This is a genomic window from Rhodococcus sp. PvP016 (genome assembly GCF_017832185.1).
Classification (GTDB): domain Bacteria; phylum Actinomycetota; class Actinomycetes; order Mycobacteriales; family Mycobacteriaceae; genus Rhodococcoides.
The window spans coordinates 4,354,902-4,371,415 of sequence record NZ_JAFIBH010000001.1 but is presented as its reverse complement, the minus strand read 5'-3'; the positions used below and the strand labels follow the sequence as shown (position 1 = coordinate 4,371,415).

16 protein-coding genes are annotated in these 16,514 nt (G+C 65.4%); 10 read left to right on the top strand and 6 right to left on the bottom strand.

The window, feature by feature from the left end:
• Nucleotides 1–35 precede the first annotated feature (35 nt).
• The 4 genes from hydA to JOE30_RS20440 are packed head-to-tail and all read right to left on the bottom strand — an operon-like array spanning nt 36 to nt 3,926.
• Entirely contained in the window at nt 36–1,430 is a 1,395-nt protein-coding gene (gene hydA, locus JOE30_RS20455) for a dihydropyrimidinase (RefSeq protein ID WP_204868784.1), read from the bottom strand.
• Entirely contained in the window at nt 1,427–1,813 is a 387-nt protein-coding gene (locus JOE30_RS20450) for a gamma-glutamylcyclotransferase (protein WP_204868783.1), read from the bottom strand. The genes hydA and JOE30_RS20450 overlap by 4 nt, the downstream gene beginning before the upstream one ends.
• A 6-nt stretch (nt 1,814–1,819) precedes the next feature.
• A complete protein-coding gene (locus tag JOE30_RS20445; protein ID WP_307806263.1) occupies nt 1,820–2,974 on the bottom strand; it encodes an FAD-dependent oxidoreductase in 1,155 nt (384 codons plus the stop codon).
• Nucleotides 2,964–3,926, bottom strand: coding sequence for a dihydrodipicolinate synthase family protein (locus JOE30_RS20440; RefSeq protein WP_204868782.1), 963 nt, complete (start codon nt 3,924–3,926; stop codon nt 2,964–2,966). The genes JOE30_RS20445 and JOE30_RS20440 overlap by 11 nt, the downstream gene beginning before the upstream one ends.
• A gap of 169 nt (nt 3,927–4,095) precedes the next feature.
• Here JOE30_RS20440 and JOE30_RS20435 point away from each other — a divergent pair, with 169 nt between their 5' ends.
• The 5 genes from JOE30_RS20435 to JOE30_RS20415 all read left to right on the top strand — a co-directional run bounded on the left by JOE30_RS20435 (nt 4,096) and on the right by JOE30_RS20415 (nt 7,860).
• Nucleotides 4,096–5,109, top strand: a complete 1,014-nt coding sequence (locus JOE30_RS20435) for a LacI family DNA-binding transcriptional regulator (protein WP_204868781.1) — start codon at nt 4,096–4,098, stop codon at nt 5,107–5,109.
• A gap of 169 nt (nt 5,110–5,278) precedes the next feature.
• Nucleotides 5,279–6,139, top strand: coding sequence for an ABC transporter substrate-binding protein (locus JOE30_RS20430; protein WP_204868780.1), 861 nt, complete (start codon nt 5,279–5,281; stop codon nt 6,137–6,139).
• Nucleotides 6,140–6,150: 11 nt separating this feature from the next.
• Nucleotides 6,151–6,891: an amino acid ABC transporter permease gene (locus JOE30_RS20425; RefSeq protein WP_027504852.1), complete on the top strand. Its 741-nt coding sequence runs from the start codon at nt 6,151–6,153 to the stop codon at nt 6,889–6,891.
• Between the two features lie 26 nt (nt 6,892–6,917).
• Nucleotides 6,918–7,667, top strand: coding sequence for an amino acid ABC transporter ATP-binding protein (locus JOE30_RS20420; protein WP_204870600.1), 750 nt, complete (start codon nt 6,918–6,920; stop codon nt 7,665–7,667).
• Nucleotides 7,668–7,728: 61 nt separating this feature from the next.
• On the top strand, nt 7,729–7,860 hold the full coding sequence (locus tag JOE30_RS20415) for a type II toxin-antitoxin system Phd/YefM family antitoxin (RefSeq protein ID WP_204868779.1): 132 nt from the start codon (nt 7,729–7,731) through the stop codon (nt 7,858–7,860).
• Nucleotides 7,861–7,865: 5 nt separating this feature from the next.
• Here JOE30_RS20415 and JOE30_RS20410 read toward each other — a convergent pair.
• Nucleotides 7,866–9,019 (bottom strand): IS3 family transposase gene (locus tag JOE30_RS20410; RefSeq protein WP_204868580.1). Its coding sequence is split into 2 segments (ribosomal slippage): nt 7,866–8,731 and nt 8,731–9,019, totalling 1,155 coding nucleotides; the frame shifts between segments, so codons are not numbered across the junction.
• Between the two features lie 197 nt (nt 9,020–9,216).
• Between JOE30_RS20410 and JOE30_RS21425 the strand changes: the two genes are divergently transcribed.
• From JOE30_RS21425 to JOE30_RS20385, 5 genes are all read left to right on the top strand, one after another.
• On the top strand, nt 9,217–9,366 hold the full coding sequence (locus JOE30_RS21425; protein WP_239532438.1) for a hypothetical protein: 150 nt from the start codon (nt 9,217–9,219) through the stop codon (nt 9,364–9,366).
• 263 nt (nt 9,367–9,629) lie between these two features.
• On the top strand, nt 9,630–10,931 hold the full coding sequence (locus JOE30_RS20400) for a plasmid pRiA4b ORF-3 family protein (RefSeq protein WP_204868778.1): 1,302 nt from the start codon (nt 9,630–9,632) through the stop codon (nt 10,929–10,931).
• Between the two features lie 178 nt (nt 10,932–11,109).
• The gene (locus JOE30_RS20395; protein ID WP_204868777.1) at nt 11,110–13,344 is read left to right on the top strand and encodes an NADP-dependent isocitrate dehydrogenase; all 2,235 of its coding nucleotides are present in this window, start codon (nt 11,110–11,112) and stop codon (nt 13,342–13,344) included.
• Nucleotides 13,345–13,549: 205 nt separating this feature from the next.
• The gene (locus JOE30_RS20390) at nt 13,550–13,876 is read left to right on the top strand and encodes a DUF4440 domain-containing protein (RefSeq protein ID WP_204868776.1); all 327 of its coding nucleotides are present in this window, start codon (nt 13,550–13,552) and stop codon (nt 13,874–13,876) included.
• Between the two features lie 93 nt (nt 13,877–13,969).
• Nucleotides 13,970–14,476 (top strand): hypothetical protein, encoded by a 507-nt coding sequence (locus JOE30_RS20385; RefSeq protein ID WP_239532436.1) that lies wholly within the window; start codon nt 13,970–13,972, stop codon nt 14,474–14,476.
• On the opposite strand, the gene JOE30_RS20380 is transcribed toward JOE30_RS20385, so the two are convergent.
• The gene (locus tag JOE30_RS20380) at nt 14,463–16,370 is read right to left on the bottom strand and encodes a DEAD/DEAH box helicase (RefSeq protein WP_239532435.1); all 1,908 of its coding nucleotides are present in this window, start codon (nt 16,368–16,370) and stop codon (nt 14,463–14,465) included. The genes JOE30_RS20385 and JOE30_RS20380 overlap by 14 nt on opposite strands.
• Nucleotides 16,371–16,514: the final 144 nt, after the last annotated feature.

The following is a 16,514-nucleotide window of genomic DNA, read 5'->3' as shown; positions in this document are numbered from 1 at the left end:
CACCCCACTGCGCCGGGAACATCGAGACCGGGAAGTCAGACCTGCGTCCGCCGCCCGCCTTCGAAGTCGAGCGGGGCGGCCTGCAGGTGCCGACCCCTCGGCGTCCCGTCGACAAGCTCCCCGTCCTGGACCACGATTTTCCCTCCGACTAGCACGGTGACCGGCTTCCCTCGAAGCGTCATCCCTTGATACGGCGTGTAGTCGGTGGCCATGTGGAGCGCGTCGACGTCGACGGTCCATTCGACGTCCGGGTCCCACAGTGCGATGTCCGCGTCGGCGCAGGGCATCAGCGTCCCCTTGCGAGGGAAGAGCCCGTTGGTCTTGGCCGGATTCGTCGAGGTGAGCTCGACGAACCTGCTGGCGGTCAGGTTCGAGTCACGCACGTAGCGCGAGAAGATGACCGGCAGCCTGGTCTCCACTCCCGGTAGCCCGTTGGGCATGTGGCGGACATCGTGGCTGTGGACCTCCTTCTGCGCTGTGTCGTAGCAGCAGTGGTCGGATCCGATGGTGGTGATGTGGCCGGTGAACAGGTGCTGTCCCAGTTCCTCGACTGCGTCGGCCGACCTGAGTGGTGGGCAGCACACGAACCGTTCGGGGTTCTCACCGCCGTAGGCGCTGTCGTCCAGGATCAGGTGGTGCGCCACCGACTCCGTGAAGGCGACGAGTCCGCGGGTGCGCGCGTCCGCCACCAGCTCGACTGCCGCCGCCGTGGACTGGTGCACGAAGTAGACGGGCGCGTCCTGAGACTCCGCGATCGCCAGAATGGCGGCAACGGCTGCCGTCTCGGCTATCTCGGGTCGCGTCACCGACATGTGGGCAGCGTCGATACCCGCTGTGGCGGCCGCAGTCGTCTGGGAATCCGTGACGATGGCGTCCGACTCGCAGTGGATGATGACCATCCCACCCAGATCGCGAGTGGTCTGCATGGTCTTGAGAATGGTGTGCTCGTTCGCCATGGTCTCGCCGGCGTAGGTCGTGAACATCTTCACGGTGCGAATGCCGTCCTGCGCCATCGTGGCCAACTGGTCCGCGGTCGTGTCGTCCCAGTCGACGACGCACGCGTGCAGCGCCGAGTCGCACAGGCCGTCGGTCGCCTTCTGCCGCTGTTGCTCCGCGGCATCGAGCGGGGACTGACCGGGCCGGGGGATCGCGAAATCGACGATCGTCGTGGTGCCGCCGAACACGGCAGCCGTCGTGCACTCGCGGTACGAGTCGAGCGACGTGAACTCGCCCGACGTGAAACCGACGTGGCAGTGCGGGTCGACGCCTCCAGGCATCACCAGCTTCCCGGTGGCGTCGACGACCTCCGCTGCCGGGTCCACGTCGGCGCCGGGAGCGAGAACGGCGACGACCCTGCCGTCGTCGATCAGGAGATCGGCTGGCCCTTGCCAATTCGACTCGACGAGGGTTCCTCCTCTGATCACCTTCATCGCAGCGTCGCCCGGTATGCGAGCCACCCGCCGAGCTCACTGATGTCGGTGACATCCGAGCGGTCGAGCGCCTCACGGCGCATGCGCATCGAGAGGGATCCACCCCCGTCGGCGAGCTCGATGACGCCGAGCTCCAATTCCTCGGGTTCGCGAGGAAGAAGCTCTTCTCGGAGGACGTCGTACTCCACCTCGTACAGCTCACCGGGTACGGCGTGGCCACCGGAGGACACGGGGTGCAGTCCGGGGAATTCGTCTCGTAGGGAGAAGAACTGGTACTTCGGTGCGGTCACCGCCGGGCCGAGCAGTCGCGCCCGGTGAAGGGCGTCGTTGAGCGTTCCTCCGGACATCGCCTGTCCGTTGACGAACATCGTGACCAGTGCCATGGGTGCCTACCTTCCGTGTTCTGCGAACGAGGTGAGTCGAGCTGGTGAGAACTCGCTGACGTCGATGTCCGGCACTCGTCCGTGCACCATCGAGGTGAGCAGTTGCGCCCAGAGCGGCGCGAAGGTGAACGAGTAGGTGCCGCCGGCGACGTAGAACCCCGGTGCGCCGTCGACGGCGCCGATGACCGGCATCTCGTCGGGCGTCGTCAGTACCGGGCCGGTCCACGTGTCGACGAGGGGGAGCGCCGCGAGGGAGGGGAGCAGTCGCTCGACCTGTGCGAGATTCCCGGTAGTGCTCTCGGGCAGGGACGACGCAGCGTCGGTGTCGTGGAACGTGCCGGCCGGCCATCCACCGCCGAGCACGAGGCGACCCCGCCTATCCTGCTTGATCGACATGCCTTCTCCGACGTGCTGCACGAGGACGTCGAGGGTGTGCGGGGTTGCGGCGAGTGCGTGCATCTGCAGTGACGTCGGCCGAAGGTCCAACGAGATGCCGGCCATCGACGCGATACCGGCCATCCACGGACCGGCGACGTCGATCACGGTGGGTGCGACCCACGTGGAGTCGGGAGTGGTCACCGTCCACAGGTCGCCGACTCGTTCCACACCCGTGACGGGAGAGTGTGACCGCAGGACGGCACCCTCGGCCTCGGCCTGACGCAGAGTTGCGGGCCCCGCGAGGTCAGGCTCCGCGAATCCGTCGAGGGGACACCAGGTCGCGGCTTCGACGCTGGGTCCCAGCGCCGGCAGCGCCCGGCGTGCCTCGGATCCGGTCAGCACCTCCGTGGGAATTCCCGCAGTGCGTTCCCAGTCGTGTTTGGTCTCGAGTGCCTGTACCTGGTCGTCCGTCTCGGCGACCATGTATCCACCGCAGCGGTTGAGGCCGAGACCGGGAACGCTGTCGGCAAGGTCGTCCCACAGCGAGCTGGTGCGGTGCTGCAGCGGGAGGAGACGTCGGACATCCACGGCCGCACCCTGGCCGGGACGTCGAGTGTGAATCGTCTGGATGTGGAGGTTGCCCGCGGTTGTCCCGGAGCCACCGGTGTTGGGTGCGGATCGGTCGAGCACGACGACGCGAGCGCCGGACCTCGTCAGTGCCAGGGCCGTCGCAGCGCCGACGATGCCGGCTCCGACGACGACCACGTCGAAGTCAGACTGCACTGCCCACTCCTGCCGTCCGGGATGCCTCGGCGATTCCCGAGTCCTCGACGATCCGCGCCAGGTGGTCCAGCGTCGTCGGGTCCGTCACAGGCAACAGCGGTTCGCGCACGCTGCCGCCGGGCTGTCCGAGAAGGTTCATGACGGCCTTGAGCTGGGGAATCGGAGAGGCGTAGACGCCGCTGTAGTCGGGATTGATCAGACGTCCGGACAGCGCGCGATACCTGTCGGCCCAGGACCGCGCGGCGACCGCGTCGCGCGCAGCGACGGCACGGTAGAACGGCACGGCGAAGGGTGCGCCCACTCCGCCGCCGTCGATGTTCCCGTCGCCACCCAGGTCCAGCAACGCTGCGAGTCCGCGGTGGTGAAGGAAGCTGCCGAAGACTCGGACCGTGCCGGCCACCGCTTCGACGGTGTCGAGCATGGAGAGCCAGTTGCCGGTGCTGTCCTTGACGGCCACCACGTTGTCGAGGGCTGCGAGCTCGGTGAACAGCCCGGGCAGAGTGCCCATGTCGACAGCGACTCCACGCGGCCAGTTGTAGACCATGAACGGCAATGCCGTTGCGGTGCTAACAGATCGGTAGAAGGCGAGCAGTTCGTCCTTCGACGGGTGAACGTAGGGCGGAGGTGTGGCCAGCACGCCGTCGGCGCCTGACGACTCGGCATGCCGCGCGAGTGCTGCGGAGTCGCGTGCGGTGTAGGCGCTGACGCCGATGACGACGGGGAAGCGTCCGCGGACCGCGTCGATGGCGACCTCGGCGACGGTGCGCCGCTCCGCGTCGTTCTGGCTGAACCACTCGCCGGTGCTGCCGTTGACGAGAACGCCATCCACCTCGTGGTCGGCGTACAGGTTCATGAGAGAGGCCAGGGCATCCGTGTCGACCGCGCCGCCGGCGGTGAACGGGGTGGGTGCTGCGGGCCAGTAGCCGGACCAGGCGACGTCATCGCGGTTCATGAATACCTTTCGTGCGGCGTGGAAGCCGGACTGGGTCGATTCGATGGGATCGATTGCATAGACTGCCGTCGGTGAAGACACATCGTCAAGCCGGAAACGCACTTGTAACGAGCGAGGCTCGGCGTGGGAGAGTCTGTGCACGATCGGCGACGAGGGGAGGTGAGGGTCGATGACGGTCACTCTGGCTGACGTGGCTGCTGCCGCGGGTATCTCGCGCAGCACGGCTTCCCGGGCGTTGAGCGGGTCGACGCTGATCTCGGCCGATACCCGACGGACCGTCGAGGAGGCGGCCCGAACACTGGGGTACCGGCCCAACAGGGCCGCGAGTGCGCTGCGCTCCAACAAGTCGCATCTCGTCGGTCTTGTGATGAACAACCTCCTCAACGCGACGTTCCACACCGTGGCCGAAGTTGTCCACAAGAGGTGCTCGGACAACGGCTTTCAGGTTCTGCTGTGCATCACCGATGCGGACCCGGCCCGCGAGCGAGATGTGCTCGCGATGCTGGGAGACCACGGAGTCGATGGAACCATCGTCATCGGGAGTGGGCGTAGCGCAGTCGAATCCAACGCGCTGCTATCCCAGGGCCGGGCTGTTGTCAACGTGATCAGGTCTGTCCGGGGGAGCGCCGCACCCACCGTCCTCGCCGACGACCTGGACGGTGCGCGCGATGCGACGGCGCATCTCCTCGACCTCGGTCACCGACGCATCGGCTACATCGGCGGTCTCGAAGACGCTACCTCCGGCAGGGAGCGGTTCGAGGGCTACCGCTCGGCACTGGCGGACCATGGCATCGAGATCGACCCGTCGTTGGTCAGGAAGGGGCCGTTCACCACCGAATTCGGTGTTGCAGCAGTCGATTCGCTGCTCGACGAACCGTCAGGCATGACTGCGCTCTATGCGGCGAACCACGAGGCCGTGTTCGGGATTCTGCCCACGCTCGTCGGACGAGGCGTGTCGGTGCCCAGCGACCTGTCGCTGATCTGCCATGAGGACATGCCGTGGCTCTCGTTGTGGCACCCGGCCGTGACCGTCGTCGACAACGGTGCCTCACAGCTCGCCAACGTCGCGATGGATCTCCTGTTCCAGCAGATGAGCGAGCCGTCGAAGCCGGACGGCCGCACGTACCGGATCGGCGCCCGATTGGTCGAGCGCGCGTCGTGTGCGCCTGTCGTGAACTCGTGATTCACGAGGGCCGACGTTAACTTTCGTTGAAACACGTGTCGTCCGTGTTAACCACGTTGACGCGTCCGCAGGCACTCTGCGATGGTTCATGCAATCGATCCCATCGAGGTCGACCATCCCGATCCAGACAGTCGCTGCGGACCGCAGTCGACACCGAAAGGTCTCTCCTATGCGCACGCTCATCGGAATTGCCGCTGCCGGCGTCCTGACCCTCGGCCTCGTCGGGTGCGGCTCCTCGTCGGAGCAGGATGCCGCGCCGACGGACTGCACGCCGACTCTCGGCGCAGCCGATCTCGCCGAGGAGGGCTCGCTGACCATGGCCACGAATGCCACCCTCCCGCCCATGCAGTACGTCGACGCCGACGGAGACGTGATCGGCATGCGCGTCGACCTCGGCAAAGAGATCGCCAAGCGGCTCTGCCTGACGCCGAAGTTCGTCAACATCGAGTTCGAGGCCCAGATCCCCGGTGTGCAGAGTGGTCGGTGGGACATGATCGACACCGGCATGTTCTACACACCCGAGCGCGCCGAGACCATCGATCTGGTGCCGTACGAGGTTCAGGCAGTGTCCATCTCGGTTCCGTCGGGCAATCCCGAGGGCATCAGCACGGTGGAAGACCTCGCCGGCAAGACGGTCGGTGTGGAAGCGCCCGGATACGAATTCGACACTCTCACCGCGCTGTCCGAACAGTTCGCGACGGAGGGCAAGGCGCCGCTGACCGTGCAGACATTCAAGACGAATGCCGATGCGTACCAGGCGCTCTCGGCGGGACAGCTCGACGGAACGTCGATCGTCGAGTCGGTCACCTCGTTCTACCAGGAGGACGGCCGCTTCGAGACCGCCATCGGTGGCATCAACGAGGCGCCCCTCGCCATGGGCTTCGCGAAGGGCAGCAAGTCCGCCGGTGAGGTCGCTCGCGTCCTGTCCGAGATGCGCGAGGACGGCTATCTGCCGGACCTGTTCGAGCAGTACGACGTCAGCGGGTACGAGGGTGACATCGCCGTCAGCACCGGCCCGCTCGAGAGCTGAGAGGCTCCGACATGTGGTCGTGGGACGCGTTCTTCTCCATCCTCACCAGTACACAGTTGCTGGAGGGAGCCTGGGTGACCATCTGGCTCACCGTGGTCAGCATGATCCTGGGGCTCGTGCTGGCGGTGGTCGTCGCGGTCGCCCGGTCGTCGAAGTTCCTGCCGTTTCGCGCGGTATCGGGGTTCTATGTCTGGCTGATGCGCGGGACCCCGCTGCTCGTGCAACTCGTCATCATCTACACCGGGCTGCCCCAGGTCGGCATCAAGCTCGGCGTCATCGAGGCGGCGCTGCTCGGACTGGTGCTGAACGAGGCCGCCTACCTGTCCGAGATCGTGCGATCCGGACTGCTGTCCGTTCCCACGGGGCAGACGGAAGCGGCACGAGCGCTGGGGATGTCGCCGACCAAGGTGTTCCGCGTCGTCGTGCTGCCCCAGGCGCTGCGCGTCATGATCCCTCCGCTCGGCAACAGCTTCAACGGCCTGCTGAAGACGACGACGCTGGTCTCGGTGATCTCAGTCCAGGAGTTGTTGCGCCGCACGCAGTTCCTGGTCCAGGTGAACTTCAGGGTGCTCGAGGGGCTGTGCGCAGCAGCGCTCTACTTCCTCCTGCTCACCACGCTCTGGGGTCTGATCCAGAAGCGCCTGGAAGTACGAGCCGGACGTGGATACGACAGGAACTACCGTCGCAAAGGGAGAACCGACATGGCAGCGCTCGACGACAGTGTCATCGACGCGGAGGCGGTGAACCGATGACCGATCAGGCGATCGAGAACCTGACGATGATCGACGTTCAGGGCATGACCAAGGCGTTCAGCGATCTCGTGGTGCTCGACGGCATCGACTTCCGCGTCGCCAAGGGCGAGGTGGTGCTTCTCCTCGGGCCGTCGGGAAGCGGGAAGAGCACGTTGCTCCGCACACTCAACTGCCTCGAGACGATCGAGTCGGGGACGGTCCGGGTGTGCGGGGAACTGATGGGGTTCTCCGACGACGGCAAGCGGACACCGCTGTCCGAGGCGAACATCGCCCGGCAGCGCCATTACACGGGGATGGTGTTCCAGAACTTCAACCTGTTCCCGATGATGACGGCACTGGACAACGTCGCCGCCGGCCCACGTCACGTGCTCGGAACACCCAAAGACAAGGCGCGAGCGCAAGCTCAGGAGTTGCTCACGCTCGTCGGACTCGGTGACAAGAGTGAGAACTACCCGTCGCAACTCTCGGGCGGTCAGCAGCAGCGGGTGGCGATCGCGCGAGCGCTGGCAATGAAGCCCGAGGTCATGCTGTTCGACGAGCCGACCTCGGCGCTGGATCCCGAGATGGTCAAGGAGGTTCTCGACGTCATGCTGCGACTGCGCGACGAGGGGATGACCATGGTCGTGGTGAGTCACGAGATGGGGTTCGCGCGAGCGGCTGCCGATCGCGTGGTCTTCATGAGCGACGGGCGCATCGTCGAGGATGCGGCGCCGAGTGAATTCTTCGACAATCCGCGCAACGAACGCACGAAGCAGTTTTTGAGTCGAATGCTGTGACGGCTGCCTGGTGACATAGCAATCGATCAATTTCTGTAGGTAGAAGGTCCTACCCTGTGTCATGGACACCGTCGGCTCGAGAGAACTCCGGCAGCACGCTTCCGACTACGTCGAGCGGGCCGAAGCCGGTGAGACGCTCTTGATCACGGTGTCGGGAGGGACTGCCCCCACTTCGGTTGACGCGTGGGGTTGATCGGATCAGGCCGCGTGTGCGGCCCTTTTGATTGTCTCAAACTCGATCGGGGTGAGCTTGCCGAGGCGTCGCTGGCGGCGCTTGCGGTGGTAGGTCCTCTCGATCCAGGTCACGATCGCCAGGCGTAGCTGCTCGCGGGTGGACCACCGTTGCCGGTCGAGGACGTTCTTCTGTAGTAGCGCGAAGAACGATTCCATCGCAGCGTTGTCACCGCATGCCCCGACACGGCCCATGGATCCTCGTAACGCATTGTGCGACAGCGTATGTACGAACTTTCGCGATCGGAATTGGCTACCCCGGTCGGAGTGGACGATGGTCCCGGTCGGACCGCGTTGCGCGACCGCGTTGTCGAGCGCGGACACCGCCAACGAGGCCTTCATTCGAGAGTCGATCGAGTAGCCGACGATCCTGTTGGACCACACGTCCTTGATCGCGCAGAGATAGAGCTTGCCCTCGTCGGTGCGGTGCTCGGTGATGTCGGTCAGCCACAACTCGTCTGCAGCCTCTGCGGTGAATCGGCGGTCGACGAGGTCGTCGTGAACTGGAGGGCCAGCTTTCCTGATCAGCCCGCGCTTCTTCGAGAACACAGACCAGATGCGTTCTTGCGAGCACAACCGGGCGACCCGGTTCTCGCCGGCGGTGATGCCGCGATCGGGCAGCTCGTCGGCGATGAACCGGTACCCGAACGCGGGATCGTCCGCGTGAATGGAACGGGCCGCGTGGATCAGGTGCGCATCGTCCCAGTCACGTTGCGTCACTGGTGCTTTTTTCCATTTGTAGAACGCTTGGGTGGAGAACCCGAGCACCCGGCAGGTCACCGTGACGGGCACTCCGTCGGCGGCAAGGTCGAGGACCAGCGGGTAGATCATTTTGGGTTGACGTCCCGAGAGAGGTAGCCGACGGCGCGGCGCATCACCTCCGCTTCCTGCTCGAGCATCTTGATGCGCTTGCGGGCTTCCCGCAGCTCGACGGACTCGCTGCTCGTCGGCGATCCGTCAGCGGGGGTGATCCCGTCGTCGCGGTCGGCGATCTTGAGCCAGCGGTGCAGGCAGCCTTCGGAGATTCCGAAGTCCTTCGCGATCTGGCGCAGCGGAGCCTCGCCCTTGCGTGCGACGGCGATGACGTCGCGGCGGAACTCCTCGGGGAATGCTTTCGGCATGGGAAACATCCTTCCACCGTGAGGAGCGATCCTCACAGATCAGATGTCAACCGAACCGGGGGCAGTCCCGGACGTCCCGCAGCAGTGCTCGGTAAGCAGTGGACTCGCTACTCCGATATCGAGGACGTCTTCGACACCCTGACAGACCACACGTTGGCTGATGATCTCGGCGAGAAGAACGACACGGTTCAGGATCCATGGACTCGCTGAGAACGATTCTCGACACGAGCGTCGTCATCGGAGATCGATTCGGCGAGATCGACGGCGAACTCACGATCAGTGCGATCACTTTGGCCGAGCTGACTTCGGAGTACTCGTCGCCTCCGATCCGCAGGCGCGCGGTCTGAGGTTGTAGCGGTTGATCGCCGTGGAACGCCGGTTCGAACCCCTCGTCGTCGATGCCCCGAGTGGCGGGCAGCTACGGCAATCTCGTCTCGGTGGTGCGCTCGACCGGCCGGCGTCCCCGAGCACACGCTCTCGATCTCATGATCGCAGCGACCGCGCATGCGCACGGTGCACGGCTTCTCACGCGAAACCCGTCGGACTTGCAGGGAGTCGAACATCTCGTACAGATCGAGACCCCGCGCGGCGCGAACTACGATCGATCGGCATGATGGCCGCCTACACGATGCGTGTGACACTCGACGACGTCCGACCCACGGTGTGGCGACGGGTGAGGATTCGTGGAGATGCGCTCCTCCCGGATCTGCATCACCTGATTCAGGACGCCATGGGGTGGGAGAACCGGCACCTGTTCATGTTCTTTACCGGAAGTGACATCCGAACGGCAGACCGGCGCTACGTGTCGGCGGAGTTTCTGGACGACTACGACGATGAGTCGGTGATGCAGGCGGACGATGTTCGCGTCGATCATCTGCTCCAGCAAACGGGTGACAGCATCGGGTACGAGTACGACTTCGGCGACGGGTGGGGACACCGGCTCGTCGTCGACGCAGTCGAGGCGGACGGTGGGGATCTGTTGCCGGAGTGCGTCGGAGGAAGACGAGCGTGCCCGCCCGAGGACAGCGGCGGGCCGCACGGGTTCGAGGAGATTCTCCGTGTGCGCGCCGACGTGGACGACCCTGAACACGAGCACATTGCCGAATGGCTCGGGCAGTACGACCGTGAACACTTCGCCGTGGCCGACGCCACTGCTCGAATCCACGCACGCCGACGCCGTGCGGACGCTGCGGACCGCGTCGTCGCCCACTTTCCTGCTGTTCGATCAGTGTTGACCCATGCAGAGCTGGAGTACCACCAGCGGTTGAGTGCGATGATCGAGAAACTCGAGCCGCAGTGCGACGAGGTGGATCCGCTCGTCGCAACGGCCGCGATGGACAAGCTGACGTGGATGCTGCACGCGATCGGCGAGAGCGGACTCACGCTGACGGGTGCGGGCTACCTGCCGCCGAAGGTTGTCGTTGCGATGCGGGACGAACTGACGTGGTCGATGCGATGGCTGGGAACCTCGACCCGAGAGATCGACAACCCTGAAGCGCGCCGGCTTCGTCACGCCGTGACATCGTCGGGGCTCGCGCGAGTCCGTGCGGGGCGCCTCGTTCTGACCAAGGACGGTGGACGGCTCGTCCACGACCCCGTCGGGCTCTGGAACCACGTAGCGCGACGTCTCCCGGTCGGCCGCGAGGAGTACGAGCGTGATGCCGGAGTTCTTCTGCTCGTGGCAGTCGCGGCGAAAGCTGCTGTGCCACAGCGCACCATGATGATCTGGGAAAGCATGAAACTTGCGGGGTGGCAGGTGCCCCCGAGCCAGCGAAACAGCCTTCAGTACATCGCGCGGCCGACGCTGGACATCCTCGAGCTGATCGGTGTGGTGCCGCCCTACTTCGGTGAAGACGATGCCGTCGCCCAGCCGTGGTCGTCGGGCTTCGCTTTGCAGTGCCTCACGCGGTGAATGATGTTACCCGTCAGTAGCTTCAGTCCCCTCCTCCCTTGCTGGTCAGCTATGCCGCAGCGCACAGCGAGCCGGTCCTACCGGGGTCGCCACAACACAGCCCTGCACGACTAAAGTTGTCTCCGAGCCCACAAGGACAGACGACGTCGAGCAGACGGAAAACGAGGCAAGACCTGCAATGACTGAGAAAAAGCCGACCATCATCTACACCCTGACCGACGAGGCGCCCATGCTGGCGACTCACGCGTTCCTGCCGGTCATCCGCACTTTCGCCAGCGCAGCCGGGATCGAGGTGGAGTCGAGCGACATCTCCGTTGCCAGTCGCATCCTCGCCGAGTTCCCCGACTACCTGGACGAGGGCCAGCGGGTTCCGGACAACTTGGCCGAGCTCGGCAAGCTGACCCAGCTGCCCGAGACCAACATCATCAAGCTCCCCAACATCAGTGCCTCGGTACCGCAGCTCAACGCCGCGATCAAGGAACTGCAGGACAAGGGCTACAAGATCCCCGACTTCCCGGGCAACCCGAAGACGGACGAGGAGCGGGAGATCCGCGACCGCTACACCAAGTGCCTCGGTAGCGCCGTCAACCCCGTCCTCCGTGAGGGCAACTCGGACCGTCGCGCGCCGAAGGCCGTCAAGGAGTATGCGCGCAAGCACCCGCACAGCATGGCTCCCTGGTCGCCGGCGTCCCGCACGCATGTCGCGCACATGCGCGAGGGCGATTTCTACCACGGTGAGAAGTCGATGACCGTCCAGGGCGACCGCGAGGTCAAGATGGAGCTCGAGACGAAGAGCGGCAAGACCGTCGTCCTGAAGCCGAAGGTCTCGCTGACCGACGGCGACGTCATCGACAGCATGTTTATGAGCGCCAAGGCGCTGGACAAGTTCTACGAAGAGCAGATGCAGGACGCCTACGAGACCGGCGTCATGTTCTCCCTGCACGTCAAGGCCACGATGATGCGGGTCTCGCACCCCATCGTCTTCGGTCACGCGGTGCGCGTCTTCTACAAGGACGCCTTCGCCAAGCACAACGAGCTGTTCGAAGAGCTCGGCGTCAACGTCAACAACGGCCTCTCCGATCTCTACAGCAAGATCGACACCCTCCCGGCGTCGAAGCGCGACGAGATCGTCGAGGATCTGCACAAGTGCCACGAGCATCGGCCCGAGCTGGCCATGGTCGACTCGGCACGCGGAATCTCGAACTTCCACTCGCCCAGCGACGTCATCGTCGACGCTTCCATGCCCGCGATGATTCGCGCCGGCGGCAAGATGTGGGGAGCCGACGGTCGTCCCAAGGACACCAAGGCCGTCAACCCGGAGTCGACCTTCTCCCGCATCTACCAGGAGATGGTGAACTTCTGTAAGACGAACGGCCAGTTCGACCCGACGACCATGGGCACCGTTCCCAACGTCGGTCTCATGGCGCAGAAGGCCGAGGAGTACGGCTCGCACGACAAGACCTTCGAGATCGAAGAGGACGCCGTCGCGAACATCGTCGACCTGGCGACCGGCGAGGTCATGCTCACGCAGAACGTGGAGAAGGGCGACATCTGGCGCCTCTGCATCGTCAAGGACGCGCCGATCCAGGACTGGGTCAAGCTCGCCGTGAACCGTGCGCGCGACTCCGGGATGCCGGTGCTCTTCTGGCTCGACCCGTACCGCCCCCACGAGAACGAGCTGATCAAGAAGGTGCGCACGTACCTGAAGGATCACGACACCGAGGGCCTCGACATCCAGATCATGTCGCAGGTCCGCGCGATGCGGTACACGCTCGAGCGCGTCGTCCGCGGCCTGGACACCATCTCCGCGACCGGCAACATCCTCCGCGATTACCTCACGGACCTGTTCCCGATCCTCGAGCTCGGCACCAGCGCCAAGATGCTGTCCATCGTTCCCCTGATGGCCGGCGGCGGACTGTACGAGACGGGTGCCGGCGGTTCCGCGCCGAAGCACGTCAAGCAGCTCATCGAGGAGAACCACCTCCGCTGGGACTCGCTCGGCGAGTTCCTCGCGCTGGCCGTCAGCCTCGAGGACCTGGGCAAGAAGACCGGCGGCAAGGCGAACGTTCTGGGTAAGGCCCTCGACGCCGCGACCGGCAAGCTGCTCGAGGAGAACAAGGGCCCGTCTCGCACCACCGGCGAGCTGGACAACCGCGGCAGCCAGTTCTACCTCGCCAAATTCTGGGCGCAGGAGCTGGCGAACCAGACCGAGGACGAGGAGCTGGCGAAGCACTTCGTGCCGCTCGCCAAGACGCTGGCCGATCAGGAAGAGGCCATCGTCAAGGAGCTCGGCGACGCGCAGGGTGAGCCCGTCGACATCGGCGGGTACTACTACCCGGATCCCGAGAAGGCGACCTCGATCATGCGTCCGAGCAAGACGTTCAACGATGCGTTGGAGTCTGCGACCAAGTAGTTCTCGATTTCTGGCCCATGCACGCGCGTCGTGCATGGGCCAGAGTTGTCTGTGGACTCTGGACCCCGGAATCCGGGGTCCGGATTCCACGATCAGGAGTGCGTCCGCTGGCGGCGACGTGTTGCTGCTGATGGTGGACTATTGCCCCCGGAGTCCGGGGTCGATAGTCCACGATCAGGAGGTGAGAGACATGTCGATCGAGCACGTGATCGGTCTCGAGAAGGCGCTGCTCGACCCGAGCACGCGGGCATCGGCGCAGGACCTGGAGGAACTGCTCGACCCGCAGTTCGAGGAGATCGGTGCATCTGGCCGGGTGTGGGCGCGGGCCGAGATGATCGAGGCGCTCCTTCGCGAGCGCGATGAGGAACCGATCGTGGCTGTGGGTTTTGTGGGGCGGGAGATCGCCACCGACGTCGTGCTGGTCACCTACGAGACCGTGCATGCGGGCGTGCGGGCGCGGCGAAGCTCGTTGTGGCGCTCGTCGAATGGTGCGTGGCGGCTGGTGTTCCATCAGGGGACCGTCGCGCACTGAGGTCCGTGAGACGACTCATGAGCGGACGTCACGACTTCGTCACGTTTACAGAACGGTGGGTCTTTTTCGTGCCGGCGCCGTCAGAGTAGGTGCATGAACAACACCGCGCGTCGAGCAGCCATGGCACTGATGGTGTCGATCCCCCTCCTGCTGGGGGTGGGGGCGGGGACAGCGACGGCTGCGCCGCAGACGTCGATCCTGCAGGTACCCGTCGTGACGGGATTCGAGGTCGGGCCGGTCAGCGTGCCGGGTGGCCTGATTCAGACCACCCCGATCAAGGCGACCGTCGGCGAGAAGCCCGGCTCGGTGCGCTTCGCAGCCGCGGACGTGAAGCCGTACTACTACCAGTACAACTATCGGTGGATGACCGTGCAGTGGCGCAATCTGACAACAGGCGCGGCAGGCGCCGTGGATCTACGGCATTGGGACGCAGTCGATCTCGAAGCGGCCGGCGACGTGTATGCGCGCGACCTGCCCTTGGAGGCCGTTGTGGACACCGGTCCGGGTCAGGTCGCGGTGGTCGTCACCCAGAGCCGGCAGTTCCCGGCTCCGGTGTCCCTGACATTGTTCCCCGGGCTCGGTCTGGTCACCGTTCCCTGACGAGCCCTGTCGGCGCTCGGTCGGCGCGGGCAGCCAGGAATGCCTCGGGATCGATCAGGTCCGATTGTCCGACAATAGATCCCAGATCGGCGATGCGCTCGACCCCGGTCAGCACCATCTCCTCCTCGACGGTCCCCTCGGCGTAGCCGTAGTAGCAGGTGGACGTCGTGTGGTTGTGGTCCTTGTCGATGCGGTTCGCTCGACCCTCGATCTGGCGAATGTCGATGGGTGTCCAGCGCGGGTCGTGAATCAGCGTCACGCGCGGTGCGAGAGTGGACGTCGTGCCCTCGGGGAGCAGTAACTCGTTGGTGTGCAGGTTGATCGCGCTCGTGGTCGTGGACACGATGACCGTCGCATCACCGGTCTGGAACCGCCGGATCGCGGCCTCCTGCTCAGGGCTGCTCATGCTGCCGTCGACGACAGCCACCGCGAGGCCGCTCTCGCGAAGAGTCTCGGCCAGGGCTGCCACCGACTCGCGGTAGAACATCGAGACGAAGACCTGATTGCCGGCCTTGACCCAGGCACGTACCTGCTCCGCCGACGCCTCGATCCGGAGGTACGAGCACTTCTGGCGGAACCGCAGTGTCGCAGCCCGAGTGCTGGGGTTCTTCTGCAACACCCGTTTCCCGCCGGACGTCTTCCACATCGGCAGCCCGACCTCCTTGCGGTAGTCGACCCACGCCGAGTTGTAGAGACGCTTCTGCGCAGCCGTCAGCTCCTGGCCGAGCGGCTCCCGCGGGGTGAGCGGAGAGGGTCGGGAGATCGACCAGGGCACGGCGCCGCCGGACAACCATCCGTGCACGGTCTCGATGTCGCGCGCGCGGCGTTCGGCGTTCTCCGGCTCCCACCGCCACGTCGCCAGGCCCGTCGACGCCTTTCCGGCCTTGATGGCGAACCCGGACTCCTCGAGGAATTGCGCCCACTTCACGGTGAGGGCGTAGCCGAGAGAGTCGTCATCGCCGACGATCTCGGTTCCTCGCGCCTGCTCGATGGCGCGCGCCATGTAGGCGAAGTGCAGTGGTTGATAACCGGGCGTGGCAGACATCCACACGACCGACCGAGCGGCCTCCTGGTAGCGCCACAGAATCTGCGACTGCTGGGACTCGATGTTCATCAGCGCATGGCACTCGTCGGCGATGACGACGTCGATCTCGAACCGGAGTTCACCGAGCGCGATGGTCCGCTTGTTCTGTGTCCGTTTGCGTTTCCCCAGATCGGTCTCGGGTGGCACCGAGAGCAGCTTCTTCGTCGACTGGTACGTGATGAGGAGCCACCGTTTGCGATCGGACGGCTCGACGTCGGCCTCACTGTCCGCGATGGTGCGCCGCCACCCCGGCAGCGCACCCTTCGGTGCGACGACCAGCACGGTGCCGATCTCGGCAGCCGACATCTGCCGCACCGCTTCGCAGACGGACAGAGTCTTGCCGAGGCCCGTCGAATCCATCTGCGCGAAGTACGGGAACCCCTCGTCGAGGGCGGTGAGCTGGCGGCGCACCGACTCGAGCTGCGTCTCCCGCGGCTGCATCGACCGGGGCCGGACGGTCTCCGGTCGCCACGTCTCGTTCGCGTCGTCCTCGAGCCACCGCTGCAGGCTGTACGGGGTGGACTCGTACGGCTGCAGGTACTCGGGCAAGTCGGTGCCGTAGTACGCGAACACTCGTGGGCCGGGGTACCAGCGCGCGCCCGCAGCGCTCGCTGCGGAGCGATCCTCGAACGGGACGTCGAGTACCCAGACGCGCTCGCCGGCGTCGGGCACGCGGAGGTCGGGTGCTGCGCTCTTCTTTGCAGGTGCGCGGCGCTTGGTCGGCTTCTTCGTGGCGGCGAACTTGCGGGCGGCGCTGCTCTGACCGGCCTTCACGGTGCGGGATGTGGTGGAGCGTCTACGGGGTGGCATCGGGAACAGTCTCTCCGATCGGAACTGATCGACACGACAAGGGTCGTCGCCGGAGCGGGATCCTGTGCCGCGGGAACCGGGCACTGCAGAGAGTGGCACCGACGTCCGACACCGTCGATAAGGTTGGATAGGACCGCGCCATAT

Excerpts from the sequence above, each read along its gene's own strand:
- JOE30_RS20420 (WP_204870600.1), top strand. The coding sequence starts at position 6,918 with ATGATCGACGTTCAGGGCATGACCAAGGCGTTCAGCGATCTCGTGGTG.
- JOE30_RS20435 (WP_204868781.1), top strand. The coding sequence starts at position 4,096 with ATGACGGTCACTCTGGCTGACGTGGCTGCTGCCGCGGGTATCTCGCGC.
- JOE30_RS20440 (WP_204868782.1), bottom strand. The coding sequence starts at position 3,926 with ATGAACCGCGATGACGTCGCCTGGTCCGGCTACTGGCCCGCAGCACCC.
- hydA (WP_204868784.1), bottom strand. The coding sequence starts at position 1,430 with ATGAAGGTGATCAGAGGAGGAACCCTCGTCGAGTCGAATTGGCAAGGG.
- JOE30_RS20450 (WP_204868783.1), bottom strand. The coding sequence starts at position 1,813 with ATGGCACTGGTCACGATGTTCGTCAACGGACAGGCGATGTCCGGAGGA.
- JOE30_RS21425 (WP_239532438.1), top strand. The coding sequence starts at position 9,217 with ATGGACTCGCTGAGAACGATTCTCGACACGAGCGTCGTCATCGGAGAT.
- JOE30_RS20425 (WP_027504852.1), top strand. The coding sequence starts at position 6,151 with ATGTGGTCGTGGGACGCGTTCTTCTCCATCCTCACCAGTACACAGTTG.
- JOE30_RS20415 (WP_204868779.1), top strand. The coding sequence starts at position 7,729 with ATGGACACCGTCGGCTCGAGAGAACTCCGGCAGCACGCTTCCGACTAC.
- JOE30_RS20395 (WP_204868777.1), top strand. The coding sequence starts at position 11,110 with ATGACTGAGAAAAAGCCGACCATCATCTACACCCTGACCGACGAGGCG.
- JOE30_RS20385 (WP_239532436.1), top strand. The coding sequence starts at position 13,970 with ATGAACAACACCGCGCGTCGAGCAGCCATGGCACTGATGGTGTCGATC.
- JOE30_RS20380 (WP_239532435.1), bottom strand. The coding sequence starts at position 16,370 with ATGCCACCCCGTAGACGCTCCACCACATCCCGCACCGTGAAGGCCGGT.
- JOE30_RS20400 (WP_204868778.1), top strand. The coding sequence starts at position 9,630 with ATGATGGCCGCCTACACGATGCGTGTGACACTCGACGACGTCCGACCC.
- JOE30_RS20430 (WP_204868780.1), top strand. The coding sequence starts at position 5,279 with ATGCGCACGCTCATCGGAATTGCCGCTGCCGGCGTCCTGACCCTCGGC.